Source organism: Cyanobium sp. NIVA-CYA 375, from assembly GCF_056108345.1.
Genome location: NZ_JBSYHW010000041.1, coordinates 1 through 23,858, shown reverse-complemented (window position 1 = coordinate 23,858; position 23,858 = coordinate 1). Strand labels below are relative to the sequence as shown.

Genomic DNA, 23,858 nt, shown 5'->3' with positions numbered 1-23,858 from the left:
GGTCAGGGGCGCGCGGGATTGGTTGCAAAACAGGAAAAAATCATTCAACCAACAAACATCAATAGACCCTGAATGAAATCTAAAGCTGCTCGCAAGAGCTTTTCCACCTCCGAGAACACCTTGCCTCTGGCTTTTCGTTTTCAGTGAAATTCACCCCTGGCTTGGATTGCACCTGCATGATGAGTATCAGGTGAGCGTCCTTCAAAGATCACGCCGACTGCACTGGTGGTGATTGCTTAATAAAATGCAGATCTCGCATAGCTGAGCGGCATGCCGGCCAGCGTTGCTGCTCCTTCTCACGCCCCAACCCCTGCTGTCACTGCCGCTGTTGCGGCCCGATTGATCCGCACCCTGAGCAGCCGCAGGCAAAGCCGTGCTGTCTTGCTGTGCGCCGCACTGCGGGGGAGTAGCAGCCATAGCTGCTCGATCAGTGCTGGCTGCGCTGCTAGCGGCACCAGAGCATTGGCTTCTAGCCAGCCAGGCCCGAGCAAGTCAGCGCAGATCGGCATCGCCAGCCTTCGGTCCCTAGCCCGCTTGAGCCAGGCAGCGGGCTCTTGGCAGGCTTCTGGTTGCTGTGCCACCCCAAGGCCGTGCCATTCCAGGGCTTGATGCAGCAGCGGCAGCGCACCCCGTCGCGGCAGCAACACCTGCTTTGCCTCTGTAGTTGTGGCCACCAGCTGCAATGCCAACTGCCCTAGCGGCATGGCGGTTAGCCCGTCCCATCTGGGCGATTGACCTGACTGCAGCTGCTGCTCCAAGCAGAAGGAGCTAATGATTGCGCCATCAAGCAGGCCATGGCTCACCAGCTCAGCCCAATGCTCAGCGCTGCGGAAGCGTGGCGGCACCAGCTGCACGTCCGACATGCCATGCAAAAGGCTTTGGTGCAGCAGGTCCGTGCCGAGCCGGATCAGCCCAGCCATCAGCCGGTGCTCCCTGTAGGCCAGCCGCAGGTACCCCAGGCAGGTGTTGTGGCCGTGACGGTAGATAGGTGATCCCCGGTGCGGCAGCAACTGGAACTGCTGCTGCATCAACTGCACGCTGCGGCACACCGTCGATTGATGCATCGCTAGTGCTGCACCTGCCTTGGCTTGGGAGCCAGCTAGCTCAAGGAAGTCGAGGATGTGCAGGTCTTCTAAGGGCGTTGGCGGCGCGTAGGAGTTCTCAGCTCGCCGTGGCGTGGAGCGGGCGCTGCTGCTGCAGGAGTGGGCCAAGGGAGGCAGAAGTTGTTGCTGAATGCAGCGTCAGCCCGCAGGACCCTCGCAAGAGTGTTTTTCGTGCGAAATAGTGGAAGCCCCCGTTGCCTCTGCCGCGATGGCGACCCTCCGCTGCCACCTGCTGATCGGCCAGCCCGCCAGCGGCAAAACCACCCTCGCCAAGGCCCTGGCGCCCTTGCTCACTGGCCCCGGTGAGGCCCCAGCGCTGGTGCTTTCCACTGACGTGATCCGAGCTGAGGTGTTTGGTGATGCAGCAGTCCAGGGCCCCTGGGTGGATATCCAGCAGCGGCTGCACCAGCGCATTCAAGAGGCCGTGGCTGCTGGCACTCCGGTGATTGTCGATGCCACCCATGCCCGCCGCCCCTGGCGGCTGGCGATCACCCAGGCATTGCCGCTGTCTGCACCAGTGGAGTGGATTGGCTGGTGGCTCTACACCGATCTGCCCACCTCCCTGGAGTGGAACAGCCGGCGCCAGCGGGCCGTACCGGTGCCGGTTATCCAGGAGATGGCCGCTGCCCTTGCTGATCCTCATTTCGGGCCATGCCGGGCGGAGGGCTTTGCGGCGATCTGCGCTGTGGTGCCAACCCATCACGGCGAGCTGACGCCAGTGCTGCAGGCCGAACTGTCCGGGCTTGATAAGCGCATCCGCTCTGCCACCAACCGTGAGCGCAAGCTGCAGCGCCACGGCTACTCGCGGCTGCTTGATCTCGAGCGGCTGCTGTATCTGATCAAGCTGCTGAGCAGCTGGCCTGATCTGTCGCCAACTGATCCGGCCAGCACCGAGGAGCTGGAGGCGATCCTCTCGCCACTGCCCCAGGGTGATCTGGCCGCTCGTGCGGCGGCGTTTCTAGGCCAGTTGCATGGCCAGTGTTTTGCTGATGCCACTGCGATCCGGGGGGATTTGGCCTGGCTGGAGGCCAATGGCTTCTGCAGCGCCGTGCCGGTGTCGGCGCCAATCCAGCTGGCAGAGGTTCCCCAGCGCAAGCGGGGTGATGCTGCTAGTGGTGCAAGCCATGGCGGACTGCCGCCCATGGGCGATGGGCCGGTGTTTCTGCGGGTGATGACCCTGCTGCGCCATCTGCTGCAACAGCCCTTTGATCGGCCGGCAGACCGCGGCGCCAACTTGCACCAGCACCTGATTGCCGCCACCGAGGCAATCCCCGGTTCCTACCTGAACGGTGAAACAGCCACCCTGCGTAAGGACCTCGAGAAGATCCTTACCCCCTACGGCTTCCGCAACCGCAACGACAACGTGCGTCATGGCTACTGCCTGGGCACCGCTGTGCTGCCTGCGGCGCGGTTGCAGGAGCTGCACAACGTGCTGCGCCAGAGCGCAGGTCGCCTGGCCGATCCTTCTGCTCAAAACCTGCTGGCCGAGCTGGATGAGCGGCTGGGCTGGGCGGGTATCAGCGCCGATAGCGTGGCGCCAGTGCGCAGCTACGCCCGCCATGCGGTGGTCGATACCAAGCTGGTGCGGCGCGATTCGCTGGCAGCACCTAGGCGGGCAGACGCCATTGAGGCTGCAATCGTTGAGCACCGGAGTGTGCTGCTTGAGCGCTACCCAGGCGTTGGCAGCTTTGCCGATAGCCCCGCAGGCGAGCTGCGGGTGTGGCCGCTGCAGCTGATCTTCCACAACGTGGGTTGGTATCTCCTCTACGAGGAAGACCAAGTGGGCCATGAGCAGGGTCTGATCCGCAGCGAGCGGCTAGATCGCCTGGCCCTGCGCAGCAGCGATGGCGGCTTGCGCCGCAGCCCCGAGGAGCACGCTTTCGCTCTCGCACGGTTGGAGCGCTTGCTGCACCACAGCGGCGGCATCTACTTCGGGAGTGATCTTGAGCAGCAGCTGGCGATTGCCAGCCCATCGGCCCAGCGGCGCAGCCAGGCACTGATCACCATGCGCTTTTGCTGCGCCCCCTGGGCGTTTGCCTTTATCCGCGAGGGGCTGCAGCGCTATCCGATCGAGCACACGCGCTTCTCCAAGCCGCTGACTGGCGATAGCTGGTGGCACCACCCCAAGGCGCCGCATGTGCTGGAGCCCGGCCCTAGCGACAGCCACCCCTATCCGGTGGAGCTGGACCTACCTCTCTGGACCGTGGCAGCCGACATAGACCTACGCAGCTGGTTGTTTGCTTTTGGCGGTGGCATTCGCATTGAAAGCCCCGACGTGCTGCGGCAGGAGCTGGTGGACCGTTGCCGGGAAGCGATTGAGGCAAACGGGGGAGAGAACACACGTGGCAGGAAAGACTTGACGTGCAGGTAAACAAGCTATTCATTCAGGAGATGACCCGCAAGTGGGGAAGGTGTAATCCAAAATCGAGGAATATCCGCCTGAATACTCAGCTGGCTCAGAAGCCTAAATGCTGTCTTGATTATGATGTCCTTGATGAGCTAGCCCATCTGCGCGTGCCTAGCCATGGCGAGGAGTTCATAGGGTTGCTGGATTTTCACCTTCCAGATTGGCAAGAACGTCGTCGGTTGCTGAACAGCTTGCCTATTCTGTCTGTTTGATCAGACGGGGGGTCGTTGCAGATCTCCCTCGGCGAGAGCTGGGCAATTGAACTCTATTTGCCAGACTGACCTGACGCCAACAAGCAGGAAACAAACTCACCGCGACCCAGCTGATCGTCTCCAAAAATAAATAGCGTTACAGATTCTAGATCAGTAGCCGAAGGGTTCCCGGCATGCATCACAGAGTTTCGGTAATCTCTGAGTTGGAATAGTCTGCCGACGAAGCTATATGAACACATTTGCCTAAAGTCAATTGGAAGCTGATATGCGGCATCCCTAAGCATTCGAATGTATGGATTTGATTGATTACCGGAGTATGCCATGGTTTTGATAAGTGAAATAATATCACCCAGTGTTGGCTGTCTTTGAGTTCGATCAAGCAAATAAGACGAAGCATTCTGGGCCCACTTCCAAGTAACGCATTCGCTCGGGTCTACTAGCGAGGCCAGCGGCAAGAAGAAATACTGTCTAAGCAGATACTCAGAGAATCTTGATACCAATAAGGAGTAACTTGCGCGGTTATTGGTGGAGCCCAGGATTTCAACAATATCCTCCAAGTACTTTTTCCCTTGCGTATCGAGGTGACAAGTCCATTCAGGAAGCGTCACAGGCAAAGCCCTTTCGTCCTGACGCCTAGAGAGAATCTCGACTAACTGAAACAGATCATCAACTTGACTTATATAGAATCGCCCATACGCATGCTCGAGATTCTGAATTACTTCCTTGCATTCAGCAATTCTCGATTCGTGAGCAAGGCTCATAATCAGCCTTCGCAAAAGCTTTATATTACCTGGCGCATTATTGTGAAGGTTCAGCAAATAATCTGATGCGGAAGCCAGCCCACATGACGCATCTAAGACCTTAATATAAATATCAGTAACCCAGTAGCTTGATGGATCCAAGCCAATTGCATGTCGGGCGTGTTCGCTAGCTTGTTCAATACTTTCATTTTTTAAACAATAAAGCGAGGTCAAAGATGGCTTGAATGCTGATGGCAGGCACAGTGGAAATAAATAACCATCAATATCCCCCTCGAATTCATCGAGTTGACTCAGCTCTGCCATAGCAGCGTCTAGGTCACCGGAAGATAGCAATGCAAATGTCTTGGCAAGACGCGGCGGTGGTTGGTCATTCATGCCAAGTACAGTCTCAATTGCTTCCTGAGTTCTTCCTTGCATGCTTAGCGCAATAGATGTAATAATACGCCAGTCACCATCAAGATCAATATCCCATTGACTGATCGCCTCAATAAGAGCGAAGAGCTTTTCATATTGCGACATTAGTAGATAGAGATGAGCAAGACTTTTGTAAATCTCGTCGCCAACTCGTTCGCCGATAAGGGTTAAATCGGCGGATGCTTCCCTGATTTCACTACGCAACTGCTTGATCTCTATAAAGTCGTCACCACGGATAAGGATACTTTCCATGAGTGAGCATGCTTCATCATAAAATCCCTGCGCGTTCTTGATATGCGAGCATAATATTGTTTTTTCGTCTGAGTCGCTTATTTGACTTAGGGCCTTCAGGAAATCACCATAGAGATCTCTTCTGTTTAGCCGTTTTGCCAGAGCAAAACCATTCTCTACTGGCATTAAGAACGGCTCGTCTTCGGACAATGCTTTTATATAGAATTCAAGAGCCTGCCGTGGATCTAGTTTTGAAAGTAGATTTGCGGTAATGGTATTCTTGCGCGTGCATAGTCCAGAGGTATGCTTTAAGGCTTCTAACGCCTCTTCGTGCAAGCCCATCGCATCGAGGGATACAGGTATATTCCAGCTGGCATTTTCATAGTCGGGAAATGTTTGAAGTTCTTGCCAGCACTTGAGAGAATACTGATGGTATCCAGCATTGCCACATTTGATCCCCAGTTCATTGATAAAGTCCGGATACCGGTAACACTTTGAAGGATCTTCTTCGCCGAAACCATCTTCTTTAAATGCCCCCCGGCTCTCCCATGCTTTAACCAAAAATACAGCCGCATCCCTACTACCAAGAATTGGCAGTAGCTCGTCGTACATGACCATCAGGCCAAATGGATCTGTGATCATTATCAGCGCTTCAATTAGCTTCTCGTGAAAGACAATACTTTCTGCACCCAGGCTAGATACTATTTTCTTTTTGTATTTGAACATCAACCCCTTCGCCTTGATCACATCTCCGTTGGCAAGCAAAGAGACCACATAGTTCAAGATGGTCTTGGGATTCTTTGGGTCAAGCTCCAGGGCTTTTTCCCGGCAGTCCAATTCATCACGAATTGCCATTCCAAGATTGGCAATGGCATTGCCAAGATTATTGTAAAAGTTTCCAGATGTTATTGGAGCGCCACTATTGCGGAATGCGAGCAAATAGTTATATGCTTTTCTCGGTCTTCCAACCTCTCCCAGAAGATCTGCAATATTTGTAATTGCCAATTCACAGGCAGGGTTCTTTTCGATGCATCTTCTGTAGGCTTCAAGCGAAAGCACTTTTTTGCCTAGTTTCTTATAGGCTAGACCCATATATAGATGGGGAGCAAAGGTTGTATCGAGGTACTCGATAGACCTAGTGCACGCATCAATTGTCCTACTGAGGCTGGATAGGCCTGAGTACTCAATGTGACATAACAGATCAAGAAGTTCCTTGACATGCTCACGTGACAACTCTGTATCTAGTGCCTGGTCAATCATTAGGCGAATTGCCTTGGCTTGATCTTCTTGATTGAACTGGCATATTTCGTCTAGGCTAAACTTCGATATCTTGGTGCGTGTCTTTAACGCTGCCGGTATTTCAGGGCTGGCCTGCAATAGGTTGAGTGTCTCGACGTCTGATTCGTGGCGGTTTTCCCCGAGAAGACTAATGGCCTTTTGAAACGCTTTGATTGCCCGATCTCGATTGTTAGTGGCAATCTCAGTGATTCCAAGGAAGGCCCAAGCATCACGCGATGAAGCATCAGCTCTAGTCGCATCCAAGAAATACTTCTTTGCCTGCACAATGCTCCCCCTTTCAAGATGAATCCAGCCAAGGTCTATCAAGCAAGCTGGATAAGGTTTATCGAGCAATGCCCCCTCTAGCAGGCACTCTTCTCCGGAGATGATCTGTGCTTCATCTTTATCAAGAAGTCCGTTGATTACCTGGTATTCGCCAAGCTGCCACCATTCAAGGCCGCTACGGTTACTCGGTTTTTTATTGAGTATTCGAGCAATCGCTGAGTTCCTGACATTTCTCGGTGGATATGATCGCTCATGAATGCTCTGCTTGCTTTCCGCGTCTGCTGGTGCTGGCGTGATTAAAGCCCCAGCCGCAGCTTGCGAATAGCGTTTATTCTTTCGTTTCTTCCCCATTTTAGTCTGTACTTTTTGACATTTTAGCAAGCTCGACTGCTCGCGGCAATCATTGCTGATTAGATTTACTGTAAGCCGGCTAAAGCTAGCTCCTGTCGCTGAGGTCGAGCACGGTCCAGGTGGTCTCCCACACCGGACCGCAGGCCATGCCACAGGTGGTGATCTCAAAAGCCACCCAGCCGGGTTGCTCGACGCTTTCAAGAAAGGCCGCCACATCGAGGTCGCCATCCTCTGCTTCCACCTCGGCCAGGTAGGCATCCCAAGCAGGCTGAAGTCCAGGCGCCAGGTTTAGGGGTTCGGTAGGCACCTCCTGGTGCCAGCCGCCACGGAAGGTAGCGGCGTTAAAGCCGCCTTCTTCTTTGTAGACCTCTTTGCCGGTTACTGGGCAGAAGAAATTCCAGTGACCGTGCTCAAGACGAAGAAGCTGCATGATCGAAACGTTGATCTAGAGCAACTATGGGGCAACCAGCTGATTCGCAGGGCCATCTTCCTGCGAAAGAGCAGGCTGCCCATCGCTTTGACCGTTTTCAATGCAGCTTCTGCATAGTTGTGTTGTTTTGAAACTCCTTACAGCGAAGAAACGAGCCGTAGGCTGCAGCGAGAAAGAATGCATAAATCAAAGCCGACATGATTAAGACGTTCCACCTAGGCTCCAGAATGAGCAATCTGACGTAGACAAACCGGGAGCAATAGCAATGCTTGGACCAGCGATCAACAAAGGAGTAGCAAGCACTACAACGAAAGACACGAGCCCGCCCCAACACGCAGGCAGACAATGCATACATCCAAACTCATAGAGTTGTTCAAGACCAAGGGAATTCGTCCTGCTTGGACGGCATTTCAAGTAAATACCCAATAGAAGCAGGGCCGAAACTGGCGAGGGCTGTCAGAACGGAATACAAGGGACTTAACCACTGAACCAGCCAGACCTAAAGACACATAGCATTTCTCTAGCCAATTTCCAGCTTTTCGGGTAAGGTTCAGTGGGTTTTAGCTACAGGAAAACAGATTCCTTCGACCTGAAAAGGAAAACATGGATGCCTACGAGCTACTCAAGTGGTGTGAGCAAGCGGCCATGCCGTTGCTTATCAAGCACTGCCCAGACAGAATTGAGGCCGTACAAGCGGATCTGCAACGCTTAGCACGCCTACTCGCGTCAAAGGACGAAGTTACAATATGCTTTCTAGGCAACTCAGGAGTTGGCAAAAGCACACTCCTAAATGCAATTGCAGCTGGTGCAAGCCAAATTCTACCAGCAGGCGGCATAGGCCCTCTAACGGCGCAGGCCACGGAGGTACGCTTCAGCTCGGAAAAGTGCTTCCACGTTACATATCATCCGAAGAAACATCTCTGGAGACTTGCCTTCGCTCTAGAGACCAGACTGCAATCGGAGCTTCGTGCAGCAAAAAGAAAGTCTGGAATTGCCGTCAGTGCTGACGATGATGCAGAGATAGTCATCAGACAGTCCGAATTGGCAAGCCAACTGACAGACGACGATACTGCTGAGGTTTTACAACAGGCACAGGTAAATTCAGGCATCACAGCTGTTGATGGTGAGGAAGCACCAGAAGACGCAATGGAAGGAAACATAAAACAAGCCAAGAATATAGTTTGTGGCAAGCAGTTTGCCGATCGACCCCTTGAGTACCTAGTTGACGCACTTAGGCAAGCCTGCGGCTATACGCCGAGATGGGGCGCAATAATTGATGCCGATGATATGGGACGGATAAAACGTGTTCAAGACATTTTAAGTTTATCCAAGGAGGACAGAAGCTACGAAAGAAGGGAGGGAAACGACCCCAGAGGCTTTCATGAAGACATGACAGCACACGCAGCTGGGTTCCTTTCACCACTAATCGAACGAATTGAAGTAGGTTGGCCCTCTGATCTACTTAGAACTGGCGTAGTTCTTGTGGACCTACCAGGCATTGGTATTGCGCAGGACTCTTATCGAGACGTGACAAAGAGTTATGTACGTGATAAGGCCCGAGCAGTAATAGTCACCGTCGACCGTGCTGGCCCTACTGAGTCCACCATGGACTTACTACGAACTAGCGGTTACTGGGAACGTCTAGTTGGCTCCGCAGACGATCCTACTAGTGATGCGTGTTCGATGCTAATTGCTGTCACGCGAGTGGACGATGTAGCTCAAACAGAGTGGCAAAATCAGACATCCAATCTTGAGCAGGGTGAACCACGACCAAAAAAGAGAGATGTTTTTGCTCGACTGGTAGAAGAGTTTAAGCCGCGTATGAAAGCCCAAATAGTTGAACAATTGGGAAAGATTGGTGATTCCTCTAATGAAACCGTTAAGTTTGCGCGAAGCCAAGCACGAGCTAGCATTATCGAGTCATTAGAGATTCATCCAGTTTCGGCACCTGAACTGCGGAAGCTATTGCTTGACGACGAGGAAGACCGCCCTTTCTTGACGGATGCAGAACAAACCGGAGTTCCTCAGCTTCAGGCTTCTTTGGCATCTCTTGCGCAGAGAGAAACCGAACGAAGAAATACATCAATAGAAGAAATCACTCAACGACTATCGACCACACTAATTAGCGAAATACAACTTATTGAAGCGCAGTGGAGGCAAGAAGATCGCGCGGCAGAGGAAGCTGAAAGACTAGAAGAATCACTGAAACCAATCCTTGTAAATAAAAAGGAGGAATACCGCGCTCGCGCGGCAGCCTTTCGCAACTTTCTGGACGAAACTGTTCAAGCGAAAATTGAGGCGCTAGTCCTTGAAGCACGCGAGGTTGCAGAGGAGGATGTCAGCGAGTATCTGAGAAGCCTGCGAGGCGCCCATTGGGCAACCTTGAGGGCCGCTGTTCGCCGTGGAGGTTCTTTCTATGGCAGCCGCAATATAAATCTTCCAGATGACATTACTGGTTACTTCATGGAACCCATGGCTGCTGTCTGGGGGCAAAAGCTGCTGCGAGCAATTCGCACAAAAACCACGAGTTTTGCTAGTGATACGGTACAGATAGTTCAGGAGCTCTGCGATTGGGCTAATGAGTACGGGGGGACAACGATTAAGAAGCAACTCTTGCAGACTCAACAGGATCGTGTTGCTGCTCTTGCAAGCCAGATGAAGTCAGTAGGGAAAGAAGCTGCCGATGAACTGCGCCAGACTGTTAAATCCGAACTCTCAACAACAATTCGAATTCCAATCAAAAGTGCGTGTGAAAGTTTTGTAAGAGATGGTGATGACATCGGACCGGGAGTAAAAATGCGCATCCTTGAGCTGTTCACTCGGCTCGCCAAAGTAGCAACGATGGCAGCAAAGGAGCCCGCTATTAGAATCCTGCAAGAAAATGCGAAACGAGTCAGAGAAGAGATACAACATGAGCTAAAGAAAGGCGGCGATCCACTTCAGGCCACTGCGGATTTGATCATTGAAAGCCATGAGGCACGTGTTCGTAGATCTGATGCACAGAAGCGTGGACCAGTTCTGGCAGAAGTTAGTTTAGCGATCGATAGCTTTCCAGGTGGCACAGTTGATGAGCTTGCACTCAAAATATCCGCATAAGAAACATATATGCTTTTTGAATATGCAGGTCACAGAAGAACATTGCTACGGACAGTAGAGGATTTTGGCTTTGTAACCTATGACTTAGTCGGCATCCCTAGGCGGCTATGCGAAGCAGATACACACCCACCACTTGTTGAAACAAATATCGACAAACGAAGGGTTAAAGAGATCCCTACTCCAGCCACTGAACTAGCGCTACGAGCGCTTTCAGATGGAGACGGGTGGTTGTCAATGTCTACAAGAACCCTGGCCCGGGTTTATGCCGCATTTCTTGTAGCAGAAGATCCACAGCGTCGATTGGATGCACGTAAGGCCGCCACACTAATGCACCAGGTCAGCCTGGTTCAGCACATTCTGCAGAGCCCTGAACTAAAGAAGGTGCTAATCGGCGACGAAGTGGGATTGGGAAAGACTATTGAAGCTGGCCTTATTGTTCGTCAATTACTAGAGCGTGATCCCCGCACAAGGATACTCTATCTGGCCCCAGCACGCTTAGTAAGCAACGTAGCGCGTGAGTTTAGAGAGAAACTTGACATTGATGCACGTATATGGGTTGCTGGTTCTGGCTCCGATGCACGGCTTGATGATGACAAAATAGTAATTGCAAGTATTCACAAGGCAGTATTTGGTGACAATTTGGAAAAGGTTGTCAAAAGCGGACCTTGGGACGCACTGATTGTTGACGAATGCCACCACCTATCGGATTGGAGTCCATCTGGAGGCAAGCCTAACCAATCTTTCAAGCTAGTTAGTCAGTTAATTAAAAATCAGCCTGAAGAAGGGAGGCTAATCCTAATGAGTGGCACCCCACATCAAGGAAGCGAAGCCAGATTTAGTAACATCCTGAGATTGCTTTCTGATGATGGCAAAGATATAAAAGGTGCTGCGGGAAGGGTTATTTTTCGAACAAAGGACAGAGTAAGAGACTGGCGAGGTGCGCCCCTTTTTCCATCTCGTGACATCCGAAAACCAATTGTTGTTGAACTTGGTGATTGTTATAAAAAATGGTATTCCCTTGTAGCTGAACTATATGAAATAGGTGGATTGAACGGAGTACGGCTACGTGCAGCTGGCTGGGCAAAGGGGCAGGCGCTTCAATGGGCTGCATCCAGCGTCCAGGCCGGTCTTGGTTTTCTAATACGACTTGGAATAAGACGTCTAAACTGGACTTTAGAGCATCCCTCCTTAAGTGTAGCCCTGGCCACCTTGCGACCCTACAGAGGTGGCGCAGTTGATGAACCATTACCAATATTATTTGGGCGACTTATTAAGCAGATTGGTAGTGCCGCACTGCAACAAGTGGGAGAAGAAGATGAGGAAGAGATGGACGAAGCGGAGTGGCGACCTGATCCGACGCTGCTGGCACAGTTGCTAGATGATGGAGTGGAGTTGATCCGAAGTGGATCTTCCCAAGCCAAATGGGATGCCGTTTGCAAGCTTATCGATAATGCTGGTGGAGAAAAGGTTGTGCTATTCGCACAGCCTGTAGAAACAGTCTCCGTTGTTGCATCGTTTCTCGAACAGCGTTTTGGAACAAAGCCTGCGATAATTATTGGTAATCAGACTGACAATGAGCGTACGAAGCAAATTGTTCACTTTCAATCTGATGATGGACCGCAATTTCTTGTTTCGTCAAAAGCTGGTGGTGAAGGCCTGAATATGCAGCGTGCCCGATACCTCATACACCTCGATGTTCCTTGGAACCCAATGGATCTTGAGCAACGTATCGGCCGTGTACATCGATTTGGTTCTCGTAAAACAATCGTTGTTGATACGGTCGTGGCAGCGGGCAGTCGAGAGATTGATATGTACCGCATTGCTCGCGACAAGCTTGCATTAGTTGCTCGCCATCTTGCACCAGAGGAGTTTGAAATGCTCTTTAGCCGCGTGATGTCTCTAGTACCACCTAAAGAATTGGAAACAATATTGGGTGATGTATCTAGCCCACTCCATCAAGGATCCCCTGAGGCCGATGAAATTGGAAGACTGGTGAACGAAGGATTTCGTACTTGGAATAGTTTTGACGACTTATACAGGCGCCAGTCTGAGCTCATACGAGCAGCGACTGCAGGCGAGGCACACTGGGCTGACCTGGGCGCTTTCCTCGTCAAATATTGTGGTGCTTCTGATGGGCCGGGAGCAACATTCTCCTCTTTTGAATTTTCAGATGACGAAATTATCGCTGTAGAGGAGAGTGTTAAAACTATTCAAGCGAATGGAAAGATCTATGCCTGTGGCGATACTGGTGGTTTAGTTGCCACTGGGCCTGGAGGTGAAATGGCATTGAGCCTCGGGTTTAACCTCGATTGGGTGCAACGAGCCTTACGCGATGTTCTGACTCCGAATCGTTCATCTGGAATCGCATTTGTTAATAGATCGTCAATCCTTGACCCAGAAGTAAGCGAGCTCGGAGTAGTTACCTGTCTCTTTTTTCTGCGTCAGGAACTGAGACAGAAGGCTGGTCGCTGGTCGGAAGCCTCAGTGGAACTGAGACTATTCATAGTTGCATCAGATAAACAACCGGCAGAAGTGGTTGGTCATGCGCGTGCCCGGATAGTACGAGCTCTCTGCTCGTCCAGCAGGGTTAAAGACCCACAAGAAGTTCGCACTCGCTCTGATCTTCCGGAAATCGAAAGCAACCTTGTAAACCTATTGCGTATTCCTTCCGAGGAAGATATTGCTCAAGGCATTAGGTATTCTGTGTCACCATTGGCAGCGGTAACAATAGCGCCTTGATCAGCCCCAATGCTGCTGGTGTGCATTGAGGATGTTCGTAAGCATGCCATGTACCTCATTAACTTTGTGCCACATACTCCACGCGCAAGCCTTTTTAATGAAATTAGGTAATTACTAGAGCCAATAGACAATTTCCAATTCCATTTGCAAACCTGGCTGACCTCAAGCAATAGAGGCCAATGCCACTGCCGCATTGGCTCGCTGAAATGCTGCAATTGTCCCAGCAGCACTCGCCCATGGGTAGGAGCGACAGTGCACCTCAAAGCTGTGACCCATTGCTTGCGCCATGCTGCCAGCATCAATCCCACGTTGATGACCGCGCAGGCTGTAGCTATGCCGGAAGCTGTAAGGAACTGCACGTTGGGCATTTGCAGCCATTACTTGTCGCAGCGACTTCCATGACTGCTGACGGCTTAGATATGTCTTGATGCAATCTGCAGGACTGTTCCCACTATTTAGTGGTGGCAGCTCGATCAAATTCGCCTGCCATCGCTGCATCAAGTTCCAGCTGCTTGCTTGCCCGTCTTCTCCTATCAATGGCAGCGGGAATAACCGGCGTGAATCTGTTGACCCCCCACCACTGCGCTTTCGATAGGTGCACCACCAGTAGGGCTCTCGCGTGGCTGAATCTGCACGAATCGTCAGATGCAGCAGCTCGATCGGACGCAGGCCCAGCTCGGCCATTAGTCGGACGCTGTCGGCCCAACGACAGCCAGCCTCATTTTGAGGTAACCCATCAATCAGGTTCAAAATCTGCTGGTCGCTGAAGGGATCTCCTTTCTGAGTGGCAGATGCCGCTTCTCTGGATTTGGTTCCCACGTGCTGCCGTAGCTCGGATGGCGGTACCCAGAGGACAGGCAACCCAGCGCGGTGAACGCCAAAGCGCAGGAACTGAGCCAGTGATTGAGCTCGGATTTGGCGCGTTCGGCTTCCAGGAGGCCAGGTTCTGATGCACTGATCCATCAGATCGGCAGGGTTCATCGGTGCCTTTCGACTGCAAAGGAGCTCCACGGCAGCGGAGACAACAGGTAGGTAGTGGGCTTCCCAGGTTTCAGGTTTCACGGTCGTGCCGTGCTGCAACTTTTGGACCCGAAATCTCTCCGCCACAGCTGGCCAATCAATTGGTGCCGCTGGTGCTTCTCCGGCAGCCAGGGTTGCAGCGGCCTTCAAGGTGTGGCCCTCACCGACTAGGCGATAAATGGAGCGCACCCTTGCCACCGCATCGCCCGTTTGCCCCTTGGCCCAATCAAAGGGGAGGGCCACAGATGTCATCCTGCCGTCGGCGGTTTTTACCTCGAGACGCATGCGGTCCCGATGCTCACGGACCCACCAACCCTCAGCCGTACTTGTACGAATGGAGACCCGAAAACCCTTCACCCAGGCCTGGTCATGACGGGCTCTCGCAGCCATGGAACACTCAAACAACCATTCGTACAATTGTACGGAAAAATGGCTTTTTTGGACCTGACAGGCCATGACAGCCTCAGACAAAGTCAGTTGCCGCAACTGGTTTCAGTAGTGCTGATCAGGATTAATCGATTGGTTTGGGAGCACTAGGTCGCAGGTTCGAATCCTGTCGCCCCGATATGTGATACCAAGGGTTCTCGGCGGTGCTGGGAACCCTTTTTTCTTGCTTGCAAGAGAAAGTGCAAGAGAACAGAGGGGTCTGAGGCCCTGCGTTCCTCTCTTGCATGCCTGGTGGTGGGCAGTCCGGAGTCGGGGTCATCCGACTTGAGCTGGGATCAGCACCCAGCTTTCTCTTGCATCTCTTGCAGGCTGTCGCCTTTGCGTGGCTGCGAGGAAACGTCAGGCTCCGCAGGGCTCCGGTCGGCAGCGGCCGTCCTTCAGCGTGCCACGGCTGCGCCGTGGCGTGCATCGGCCAGCCGCCGCCGCCCTCCGCTCCGGGGCCGGTGTGGGGGTGGGCAGGCATGGCCGTCCTCCCGCGGCTGCGGTGGCCGGGCTTTCGCCCGCGTTGACAAGGAAGGGGAAGGCCCCAGGTTTCCTCGCGCGGCTGCGCGGCCAGCTGGGCATTCAATGCTGAATCTGGTGGCCTTGCTTATCAGCTCGCCGATCCATCAGCGGATGGCTTTGCTTTACGTAGATCCATTGCCCCGCAGCCGCTTTGCCCGCAAATTAGTGCGTTTGTACTGGTAAAATAAGAGCTGCGCCAAAGGCCATGAGCCCATCGCCTGCGGCAACGAAATCCTCGGACAACTTGCCCCGTTCGTTTGCTCTGTAGCCCATGAGCTTGTTCTCTGCTGCAGTGGCCCAGGCCGCTGCATTGCCGCTTCCCGCTCTCCTGCCGCCGCCGGCGTTGGCCGATCGCTCGGTCGTCATCGTCGCTGCCGGTGGCCGTGATCTCGTCTGGCCTCAGGAGCGCATCGCATCCGCCCTGCTCCAGCGCAGCGGTGGCCGTGCCGTTCATCTGCTGCTCCATGGCGGTGCCCGTGGTGCCGATCAGGCCATCGGGCGTGCCGCCCATCAGCTCGGCTGGCGGGTCCAGTCCCTCGCTGCCGAGTGGCGCCGTTATGGCCGCTGTGCCGGCCCCATCCGCAATCGGCGCCTCCTCGAGCAGGCCCTGGTCGAGGCCCAGGCCCACACCTCCCCAGCGTTCAGCGCCTCGGTGCTGGTGATCGCCTTCCCCGGTGGGGCAGGCACGGCCTCGCTGGTGCAGCAGGCCCGCCGCTGCTCCTCCCGTTCGCCGGTGCCGGTGGTGGTGATGGAAGTGCCACCGCTGTTTTCGCCGGAGCCCCTCGCCGCCTGAGGCGCATCCGCTGCCCCGTTCTTCCTGTCCCTTATCCCCATTCACCACCCCATGGCTGTTCTCACCGCCCCCGCCGCTCCTTCCCTCACCCAAGCCGCCGGGCCGTCCTGCTCCCTCCAGCGCTCCGGCTCGCTCTGGCAGCTGGGCGTCGAGGCCCAGGAGCTCACCACCGCCATCGGCCAGCTGGCTCAGCAGTTGGAGGCGGATGATCCCGAGCAGCGCGCCTCAGCCCTCGCCGAGCTGGAGGCGGCACTGCTTGCAGAGGAGGGCAACAATGCGGCCCTCGCTGCCAAGGCCGATGCCACCTGCTGGGTGATCGACCACCTGCGCGGCCAGGCCGCCTACCGGCAGCAGCAGGCCAAGCGCCTCGCTGATTTGGCCCGCTCTGATGCCAGCCGGGCCGATGCCCTGGAGGAGTCGCTGATCTTTGTCCTCAACCAGCTGCAGCCGACCGCCACCCGCTTCTCGTTTCCGAATCACGAGCTCAGCAGCCGCAGGACCTCCGCCGTCGTGATCGTCGACGAACAGGCACTCGATTCCGAGTGGCTCACCGTCACCACCACCAGCAAGCCAGATAAGGCCGCCATCAAGGAGGCCCTCAAGGCTGGCCGCCAGATCACCGGCGCCCAGCTCCTCTCCCGTCGCAGCTGGCGCATCCACTGACGGCTTCAGGCCACCTGCAAGTGGGATTCCGGTGGTGCAGCCGGGACCCCTCCCCTCTTCACACCATTGCTTCCATCGCCATGACCGTCGCCGCTCCTTCTGCCAACGGGACCCGCACCTCCAGCCGCCCCTCTGCTCCTCGCCCTGCCCAAAGGCCGCCATCGGCCCTGGAGCTGATCCGAGCTACTGACCGCGCCGAGGCTGCTTCTTCATCAGCCACGCCGGAATCAGCGTCGGCTGCCGTCTCGGTTCAGTCCCCAGGCTTCTCCCCCGAGCAGCTCGCTGCCCTCGCCGCTCCCCTCGATCGGGCCAACGTCCGCCAGCGGGAGCAGGGCCGCAGCCGGGTGAGCTATCTGGAGGGTTGGCAGGTGATCGCGGAAGCCAACCGCATCTTTGGCTTCGATGGCTGGCAGCGGCAGACCATCGCCGTCCGCTGCGTCGCCCAGGCGGAACGAACAATCGGCCGGGATCAGAAGCACGGTTGGGGCGTCACCTACACCGCCCGCGTGCGCGTCACTGTTAGCGCCGGAAGCCTGATGCCCCTGGTTCGGGAGGGCAGCGGCGCCGGCCACGGCATCGACGTCGACCTGGGGCAGGCCCATGAATCCGCCCTCAAGGAGGCCGAAACCGACGCCATGAAGCGGGCACTGATGACCTTTGGGAACCCGTTTGGCCTGGCGCTCTACGACAAGGCGCAGCGGCAGGTCAGCAGCGCAGCAGGTCAGGGAGAGGGAGTGCAGCGGCCAGGTGGGCAGCAGCCTTCCGTGAGCCGGGCGGCGGCTGGCGCTCCCTCCCCCACCACTGCATCCCCGGCCCTGGTCGACCCCGGCCAGGTGGCACTCGATGTCAGAACGATCCAGCACCTCCACAGCAGCCTGCGGGCGCTCCCCCGGCCCCGGCTGGAGAGCCTCACCCGGGCCTTCCGCAAGCGGTTCCAGGTGCCAGAGGAAGCGGTGACAATCGCCGATCGGATCAACCAGAAGTGCCACCACGACTGGATTGAGGCGTTCTTGGTGCAGCAGTAGTCACCGGCAGTGGATGGATGGCAGCGTCAGGAGGCCCCACCTTGAGTGGGGCCTCATCACATCACCTGACCACTGCAACGGTCAGCAAGCTGCGCAGATCAGGGGCTCGATCGAAAGCTGGGAGAGTTGCTCAGCCACTTGATGCTGGACTTCCTCACTCTGTTGGCTAAGGGGCAACACCTCCAGGCATGGACTCCCACAAGTCAGGTTGATCTCCTGGCCCTTCATCAACGCTAGAACCATGCTGGGGCTTGGCCAAATTCGATGCCTTCAGGGAAAATGGTTCGCAACTCACTCTTTAAGCCTATTCAGTAATCCAACCAGCCAGTAGCTTCCAGCCCACAGGCCCCTCAGCCCAGTCCTCTATCGGTGGAGTCCAAGGAACACTGAGACTGATCACTGCATAGCCCTGCTGCCCGGTGATTTCCCGACCATTGAGCTGTTCAGTAAGTACGCAGTCAGTGACGCTAATCCCCCGAAGCTCAATGCCTTCGGCTGTGGACAGCGTGGCTTTCCACTTGCCGCCACTTTGGTCAAAATCAATACGGCGTACTTTGCGAAGTTCAAGAGTCGTGCGCTCAGCAAGTGGCTTTAACTCGATCACGTCGGGACGTGTGTACTTGGCTTGGGAATGCAGGATCCGAGCAGCGGTGCAGAGATAGCGATGAAGATCTCTGGTGCCAGCCACACCTAACTTTGTCCAGGGTGTCGCTTCGATCCAGCGATTTTCTTTGGCATGGCAGTAGTCAAACCCAGCAGGAGCATTGTGAGCTAGATCCATCTGGATTAGATCTAGGGGTTGCGGCTCTTGGCCATTTGCCTGACGCTCGCGAAGAGGCACCTCCCCTTTTGGGGTATGGCGGCTTACGGGGCGTACCCACTGCCCGGTACGCACATCGATGCCGGCGATGCAGCGTTCGCCCTCCTTTTTAGAGTTGGCCAGGCAGAGCACAGTAGTTTCCATACCTCAGAGGTGCACGATCTCCACTCCTCCTCCAAGATGATTCTTGAAGAACTCTGCTGCCAGCCTTCTGTGGCAATGGTGTGGAGTTGCCTCACTGCAAAGCAAGCAAGCCCCATCCAGCAAGTCTGCTGGAAAGAGATCTTCGACATGGCGCTTGTCGATCAGATCGTTGTAAGCGGTGGCATATGTGTCCCAGGTGATCTCGCCTTTCTTGTAGCTCTTTAGAATGTCGTCAGTAGGCGCGAGCTTCAGGGCGTGATCATAGCTTACCCCAGCCACCTTATCCAAGAAGAATGCAAGATCATCCTTCTTGGTGAATCCCGCCAGCTGCGAAACATTGTTCAGTCGCGTGTCCAGCACTTTATTTACTCCACTCTTCTGTATCAATTCAAAGAATTGCCTGGCGTTCTTCTTGGTGAATCCAATCGTGTAGAGCGTGATCTTCTTACCCATGGGAATGCATCAGGCGGCAATCAGTGGTTTGGTGTAAGCAATCCGTCGCCCCTGTTGGCGGTAGGCCTCATCAAGCTCTTCTTCTGGGCTGATTGGTCGGCCCTGAGTGACCTCGCGACCTAGAAGATCCAGCTGCACATCTCCTCCTGAGACCTCCAAGATGCCGAGTCTCTGCAAGGCCCGGCGCATGCGGTGTTCGAGCTCCTGATGGCTCTCCAGTGATCCATCTCCAAGGATGTGCTGCACGTCCACCCCCCTGGCCTGAAGGTGCCGGCTGACTAGGATTGATCGATGGCAAGTCAGGGGGTCCCGCTCTGCGCATAGCAGCGCCAGGGTCATCCCTCGTCCCAGCCCCTTCAGCACCCGGCTCAGGCCTAGTTGAAAGGCTGGCAACTGAGCCACACGTTCATAGGCAGCCTGCAGCCCGTCGTAGGCCGATTCCTCCTCCCGCCGGGCGCCCAGCTCCTCTCCAAGGAACACGTAGCGGATGCCGTGCTTGTGGAACTCCGCCTCAAGCTCAGGCCTGTTGAACTGTGGTAGACGGCGGCTGTAAGGCATGGAGCGGACATCCGCCACAGCGTTGATCCCATGCAACTGGAGCAGTCCCACCAGCTGGCCCAGAGTCTGGTTGGAGTGGCCCACCGTGTAGAGACGCACGGGATGCATGCTGCTCAGCGTCCCCATTCTGTCAAAGACGCCCCGGATCGAGCAGGGCCTGGCTGGTCTTTCAGTTACGGACTGGGATTTCGGCGTGCAGGGCCTCGACTCGACTCCATGACAAGCGTTGTGGGTGGTCATGGGTGGGGGCTGAACGGCGGTGTCGTTCGCCAGCCCAGCCATGGCCGCCACTCTCCTGGTCCGCGCCTGCCCGATCCGCATCATCTCGGTGCACCTGCTCGTAGCCCCGGCTTCCGCGAAGCGGTTGCCGCCGGCCAGCTGCTGCGGGTGCTGTTCCTCGATCGCGAGGGGCGCATCAGCGCCCAGCCGCACTACGCGCCCAGGGCCGAGGCCCTGATCCTGGCCTCCAATCAGCAGCGAGTGCTTGGGCCCCAGGCCAGGGTGCACGTGCTCTGAGGCGCCAGCGCCTCTCCCGGCTGGCACTCCCGGCCGGTATGCCATCGGACCCTGTCATCAGCTACCCGGATCGCCGAGGACTGGGTATAAACCTGGCAATCGCGGCAGCCCATGCCCGGCTACGCCATCAGCACGATCATCGAGGCGGCTTCATCTGTCGCAGCAGCAGGCAGGGCCCTGAGCCTCGGGGCAGCGATTGCTGGATAGCGGATGCCGATCCCTTCCTTCGATCGGTTTGGCCTGCTGCCTGGTGGCATTCATGAGTGCACCATCAAGGAGGTAGAGGTGAACTTGGCCTGGAATGACGAGCGGCGGCGGCTGACCTCACTGCTGCGGGAGTTCATCGCTGTTGAACTGACGCCGCGGTTCACCATGGCGCCTCCGGTTCTTCTCGATGGCAGTTATGTGAGCAAAAAAGCCAGCCCCAGCAACATCAATCTCGTGCTGGAACTCAGCGGCCTCTCCGATGAAGAGCAGTGGGAAGGACAGATTCTGTTTCAGCGGAAAGCCGAACTCTTGGGTTGCTATCAGATCGAGATGCTCCCAGGCTTGAAGGGTCTCAAGCAGGACTTCGTTGATCTGTTGCAGACCCTGCGACCCCAGACAGCCTTCGAGATGGGGTTGCACCACGGCCACCGCAAGGGCGTGTTGAGGTTGATCTGATGAGTGGCTGGATCGACGCGATAGAGGCCAAAGCCCGCATCATTCACCGGGAGCTCCAGTCCGCTCGGGAACTGGCTAGGCGCATGGGGCAGGAGCCGGAAGAGATCACCAGTGCCTACATGGAGATGCTGGCCAAGCTCTACCGCGAGGACTTTTCCTATGCCCTGCTGGCCGACAACGCGGATCTGATCGCCCGCTACCGGGGGCCCGGTGTCGCCCATCGAGAGCCGCCTGTGTCGCTGGTGACGACTGTCTTCGGAAAGCTCCGGGACGAGATCCAGAAGGTGGCCAAGGCGATCGCCGGAATGGAAGAGAAGAAGGTGCGCTGGCCGGCCGATCTGGACCCCCAGCTGGCAGGGGTGACCTACGGCAGCCTTGTGGTTGGCATGCGGGTGCCTCGCCCCGGGGATGTAGGTGCCGATGGCCAGGCGGTGCTACCCGGGGTGACCGATGACCTTTACCAGGCAGTGCAGACGGCCGTGCAGAGCCTGCCTGCAATTCCACGTCTGATTCGGGACGGCCAGATCAGCGAGGCCATCTACGAGCAGTTCCCCGATCCCGCCGTGCGCGACACGGTGATGGTGGCAGCCAGGCGCTTGGCACCATCCGCCCAGAACAAGGCGATCAGTGAGCTGTTCCTCAGCGGCCCGCAGCCCGATGAAAATCTGGGCCCGGCTCAGCCCCTCACCAAGCAGAGCCGCCAGATCATTGGCCGCAGCCTCAATACCCCCAGCAGCCGGCGCCTGAAGGGCAATGGTGAGTTCGAGGGCGTGGTGCGGGAGGTGGATCTCGATGCCCGCCGCTTTGAGATCCGGGGTAGGGGGGCCAGCAGCGGCATGCGCTGCATCTACGAGCCCCTCTACGACGGAGGCATCATCGGCCTGCTCAATGCAGCCGTGTGTGTGAAGGGCAGCTACGAAGCTGCGGCGGATGAGCAGCCCAGGTTGGTGCGGGTGGAGCAGATCACAATCACCAAGCTGCCGGATCAGCAACTGGCATTGGGGGTTGAACGCTAGCCCCGCCAAAAAATTCCAGACCCAGTGGTTGTTATTTGATCAGGAACTGTCGATGCACTGGTCCGGCAGCATCGAGATCACGGGCTCTTCACGCAGTAGGAGCCGGAGCTGAACCAGCCCAACGGGCAGGCGTTGCCCGTTTTCTGAATGGCCTCGCGCTCGTTGCTGGGGCTGCTCAGGCAGTAGTTGCCTGAGGCGTAGAACCCCAGCGGGCAGCTGTTGCCGCTCTTCTCGATGGCGCCGCGGGTGTTGCCGCTGCTGCTCGGCACGCAGTAGTTGCCAGAGCTGTAGTAGCCGAGTGGACACCCTCCCACTTTCGGGTTGCGTCCCTTGGAGTGGTGTAAAACCCGAGGCCTGTGATCTGACGGAGATCAGTGATCAGGCAGCTGCAGCAAGTGCGGCTGTTGGTTGATCTTGGAGCTGATCGCTGGTCTTGTCCAGCTTGGCCATCGAGAGTTCAGAGAAGACGCGGCGGCCATCGAGCTGCCACTCCTCCTGCTGCTCCAGCAGCAGAGCACCCACCAGGCGGGTGATCGCGGCGTCGTTGGGAAAGATGCCGACGACGCGGGTGCGGCGTTTGATCTCCTTGTTGAGTCGCTCCAGCGGGTTGGTGCTCCAGATCTTGCGCCAGTGCTCCGGTGGGAAGGCCCGGAAGGCCAAGACGTCTTCCCTGGCCTGCTCCATCAGGGCCGCAGCGGCCGGGAAGTTTTCGGTGAGCATCGTGATCACTTGATCCCACTGCTGCTCCACGGCCTGGGCCTCGGCCTGCACGAACACCGAGCGCAGGGCGGCAGCCACCATGTCCTGACTGCCCTTGGGCACCTTGGCCAGCAGGTTCCTGGCGAAATGGACGCGGCAACGCTGCCAGGTCGTGCCCTGGCAGCAGCGCGCAATGGCCTTCTTGAGGCCGGCATGGGCGTCGCTGATCACCAGCTGCACGCCCGAGATGCCCCGTTCCCGCAGGCGCCGCAGAAAGGCGGTCCAGAAGGTCTCGTCCTCGCTGTCGCCCACCTCGATGCCCAGCACCTCCCGCTGGCCCGTCGCCGTGATCCCGACGGCCACGATCACGGCCCTGGAGATCACCTGCTTGCGGGCCTGATCCCGGCCATGGAGATACGTCGCATCGAGATAGACGTACGGGTAGTGGCTGAACTCCAGTGGCCTGTTCAGGAAGGCCTGCACCTGGGTATCGAGGCCCTGGCAGATGCGGCTCACCTCCGATCTGGAGATGCCGCTCTCACAGCCCAGCGCCACCACCAGCTCGTCCACCTTGCGTGTGGAGACGCCGGAGACGTAGGCCTCCATCACCACCGCCCACAGGGCCCGGTCGACCCGCCGGCGGGGTTCCAGCAGCGATGGGAAGAAGCTCCCCGTCCGGAAGCGTGGGATGCGCAGCTGGATGTCACCGGCCGGTGTAGCCAGGAGCCGATCACGGTTGCCGTTGCGGTGGCCCCGGCGCTGGTCAGTGCGCTGGTGGCGGTCAGCACCGATGGCAGCAGCGGCCTCGGCCTCAATCAGGGCCTGCAGCCCCTGGCGCACCAGTTCGGGGATCAGCGCACCGGCGGTGCCGCTGCCAAGCAGCTGCGCCAGTTCCGTGGCGGCAGAATCAGAGCTGGGCATGGTCTGGTCTCGGGAAGGTGGTAGTGCTCCGACCAGAGTCACAGAACGGCCCACCCATTCCCCCGCAAGGGCTTTGAGCAACGGACCGTCAGCACCGGCTACGCCGGTGCTGAGCACAGGGATTTACACCACTTGCCGGGACGCCCCCACCGCCTCCGCCTTGAGCTATCATAGGTAGTGTCAAGTCTTGGCTACAAACAAGCATCCCCAACACTCAACTCCAAAAAGTATCTAAAAGCAGTCATGAGAAACATTGACAAAGTCAATGCCATTGCGATCGGCTCTATTGTGATGCTTTCTTGTATTGCC

At 56.4% G+C, this 23,858-nt stretch carries 20 protein-coding genes; 11 read left to right on the top strand and 9 right to left on the bottom strand.

The window, feature by feature from the left end; genetic code table 11:
- Nucleotides 1–296: 296 nt before the first annotated feature.
- Nucleotides 297–1,211 (bottom strand): hypothetical protein, encoded by a 915-nt coding sequence (locus tag AC01FP_RS11060; RefSeq protein WP_474480219.1) that lies wholly within the window; start codon nt 1,209–1,211, stop codon nt 297–299.
- A gap of 100 nt (nt 1,212–1,311) precedes the next feature.
- On the opposite strand from AC01FP_RS11060, the gene AC01FP_RS11055 reads away from it, so the two are divergent.
- Both AC01FP_RS11055 and AC01FP_RS11050 read left to right on the top strand, forming a co-directional pair.
- On the top strand, nt 1,312–3,474 hold the full coding sequence (locus tag AC01FP_RS11055; protein WP_474480217.1) for an AAA family ATPase: 2,163 nt from the start codon (nt 1,312–1,314) through the stop codon (nt 3,472–3,474).
- A complete protein-coding gene (locus AC01FP_RS11050; protein WP_474480215.1) occupies nt 3,465–3,722 on the top strand; it encodes a M48 metallopeptidase family protein in 258 nt (85 codons plus the stop codon). Before AC01FP_RS11055 ends, AC01FP_RS11050 begins: the two co-directional genes overlap by 10 nt.
- 53 nt (nt 3,723–3,775) lie before the next feature.
- Here AC01FP_RS11050 and AC01FP_RS11045 read toward each other — a convergent pair whose 3' ends face one another.
- Nucleotides 3,776–7,042 (bottom strand): tetratricopeptide repeat protein, encoded by a 3,267-nt coding sequence (locus AC01FP_RS11045; RefSeq protein ID WP_474480213.1) that lies wholly within the window; start codon nt 7,040–7,042, stop codon nt 3,776–3,778.
- 85 nt (nt 7,043–7,127) lie between these two features.
- Nucleotides 7,128–7,349, bottom strand: coding sequence for a hypothetical protein (locus AC01FP_RS11040; RefSeq protein ID WP_474480210.1), 222 nt, complete (start codon nt 7,347–7,349; stop codon nt 7,128–7,130).
- Nucleotides 7,350–7,355: 6 nt separating this feature from the next.
- Here AC01FP_RS11040 and AC01FP_RS11035 point away from each other — a divergent pair, with 6 nt between their 5' ends.
- The 3 genes from AC01FP_RS11035 to AC01FP_RS11025 all read left to right on the top strand — a co-directional run bounded on the left by AC01FP_RS11035 (nt 7,356) and on the right by AC01FP_RS11025 (nt 13,307).
- A complete protein-coding gene (locus tag AC01FP_RS11035) occupies nt 7,356–7,589 on the top strand; it encodes a hypothetical protein (RefSeq protein ID WP_474480208.1) in 234 nt (77 codons plus the stop codon).
- Nucleotides 7,590–8,075: 486 nt separating this feature from the next.
- Nucleotides 8,076–10,568: a dynamin family protein gene (locus AC01FP_RS11030; RefSeq protein ID WP_474480206.1), complete on the top strand. Its 2,493-nt coding sequence runs from the start codon at nt 8,076–8,078 to the stop codon at nt 10,566–10,568.
- 9 nt (nt 10,569–10,577) lie between these two features.
- The gene (locus tag AC01FP_RS11025; protein WP_474480203.1) at nt 10,578–13,307 is read left to right on the top strand and encodes a DEAD/DEAH box helicase; all 2,730 of its coding nucleotides are present in this window, start codon (nt 10,578–10,580) and stop codon (nt 13,305–13,307) included.
- Nucleotides 13,308–13,469: 162 nt separating this feature from the next.
- Here the strand turns inward: AC01FP_RS11025 and AC01FP_RS11020 are convergent, their stop codons facing one another.
- Complete coding sequence (locus AC01FP_RS11020) at nt 13,470–14,126, bottom strand: site-specific integrase (RefSeq protein WP_474480200.1); 657 nt, start codon at nt 14,124–14,126, stop codon at nt 13,470–13,472.
- A gap of 1,423 nt (nt 14,127–15,549) precedes the next feature.
- Between AC01FP_RS11020 and AC01FP_RS11015 the strand changes: the two genes are divergently transcribed.
- The 3 genes from AC01FP_RS11015 to AC01FP_RS11005 all read left to right on the top strand — a co-directional run bounded on the left by AC01FP_RS11015 (nt 15,550) and on the right by AC01FP_RS11005 (nt 17,759).
- Nucleotides 15,550–16,071, top strand: coding sequence for an SLOG family protein (locus tag AC01FP_RS11015; RefSeq protein ID WP_474480199.1), 522 nt, complete (start codon nt 15,550–15,552; stop codon nt 16,069–16,071).
- Between the two features lie 51 nt (nt 16,072–16,122).
- Nucleotides 16,123–16,734, top strand: coding sequence for a siphovirus Gp157 family protein (locus AC01FP_RS11010; RefSeq protein ID WP_474480198.1), 612 nt, complete (start codon nt 16,123–16,125; stop codon nt 16,732–16,734).
- 80 nt (nt 16,735–16,814) lie between these two features.
- Complete coding sequence (locus AC01FP_RS11005) at nt 16,815–17,759, top strand: RAD52 family DNA repair protein (RefSeq protein ID WP_474480195.1); 945 nt, start codon at nt 16,815–16,817, stop codon at nt 17,757–17,759.
- Between the two features lie 304 nt (nt 17,760–18,063).
- On the opposite strand, the gene AC01FP_RS11000 is transcribed toward AC01FP_RS11005, so the two are convergent.
- Genes AC01FP_RS11000 through AC01FP_RS10990 form a run of 3 tightly spaced genes read right to left on the bottom strand, consistent with a single transcriptional unit; the run spans nt 18,064 to nt 19,833 of the window.
- Complete coding sequence (locus AC01FP_RS11000; RefSeq protein WP_474480194.1) at nt 18,064–18,723, bottom strand: dual OB domain-containing protein; 660 nt, start codon at nt 18,721–18,723, stop codon at nt 18,064–18,066.
- Between the two features lie 3 nt (nt 18,724–18,726).
- On the bottom strand, nt 18,727–19,176 hold the full coding sequence (locus AC01FP_RS10995; RefSeq protein ID WP_474480193.1) for a DUF488 domain-containing protein: 450 nt from the start codon (nt 19,174–19,176) through the stop codon (nt 18,727–18,729).
- 9 nt (nt 19,177–19,185) lie between these two features.
- Nucleotides 19,186–19,833, bottom strand: coding sequence for a DUF488 domain-containing protein (locus AC01FP_RS10990; RefSeq protein WP_474480192.1), 648 nt, complete (start codon nt 19,831–19,833; stop codon nt 19,186–19,188).
- 117 nt (nt 19,834–19,950) lie between these two features.
- On the opposite strand from AC01FP_RS10990, the gene AC01FP_RS10985 reads away from it, so the two are divergent.
- The 3 genes from AC01FP_RS10985 (at nt 19,951) to AC01FP_RS10975 (ending at nt 21,929) form a co-directional block, all read left to right on the top strand.
- On the top strand, nt 19,951–20,250 hold the full coding sequence (locus tag AC01FP_RS10985; RefSeq protein WP_474480190.1) for a hypothetical protein: 300 nt from the start codon (nt 19,951–19,953) through the stop codon (nt 20,248–20,250).
- 210 nt (nt 20,251–20,460) lie between these two features.
- The gene (locus AC01FP_RS10980; RefSeq protein ID WP_254929568.1) at nt 20,461–20,913 is read left to right on the top strand and encodes a DUF6932 family protein; all 453 of its coding nucleotides are present in this window, start codon (nt 20,461–20,463) and stop codon (nt 20,911–20,913) included.
- Complete coding sequence (locus AC01FP_RS10975; RefSeq protein WP_474480188.1) at nt 20,913–21,929, top strand: hypothetical protein; 1,017 nt, start codon at nt 20,913–20,915, stop codon at nt 21,927–21,929. The genes AC01FP_RS10980 and AC01FP_RS10975 overlap by 1 nt, the downstream gene beginning before the upstream one ends.
- A gap of 77 nt (nt 21,930–22,006) precedes the next feature.
- On the opposite strand, the gene AC01FP_RS10970 is transcribed toward AC01FP_RS10975, so the two are convergent.
- Together AC01FP_RS10970 and AC01FP_RS10965 are read right to left on the bottom strand one after the other, a co-directional pair.
- Nucleotides 22,007–22,198 carry a hypothetical protein gene (locus AC01FP_RS10970; RefSeq protein ID WP_474480186.1) on the bottom strand — a complete coding sequence of 64 codons (192 nt, stop codon included), beginning with the start codon at nt 22,196–22,198 and terminating at the stop codon, nt 22,007–22,009.
- 109 nt (nt 22,199–22,307) lie between these two features.
- Entirely contained in the window at nt 22,308–23,549 is a 1,242-nt protein-coding gene (locus AC01FP_RS10965) for an IS256 family transposase (protein ID WP_474480184.1), read from the bottom strand.
- Nucleotides 23,550–23,858: the final 309 nt, after the last annotated feature.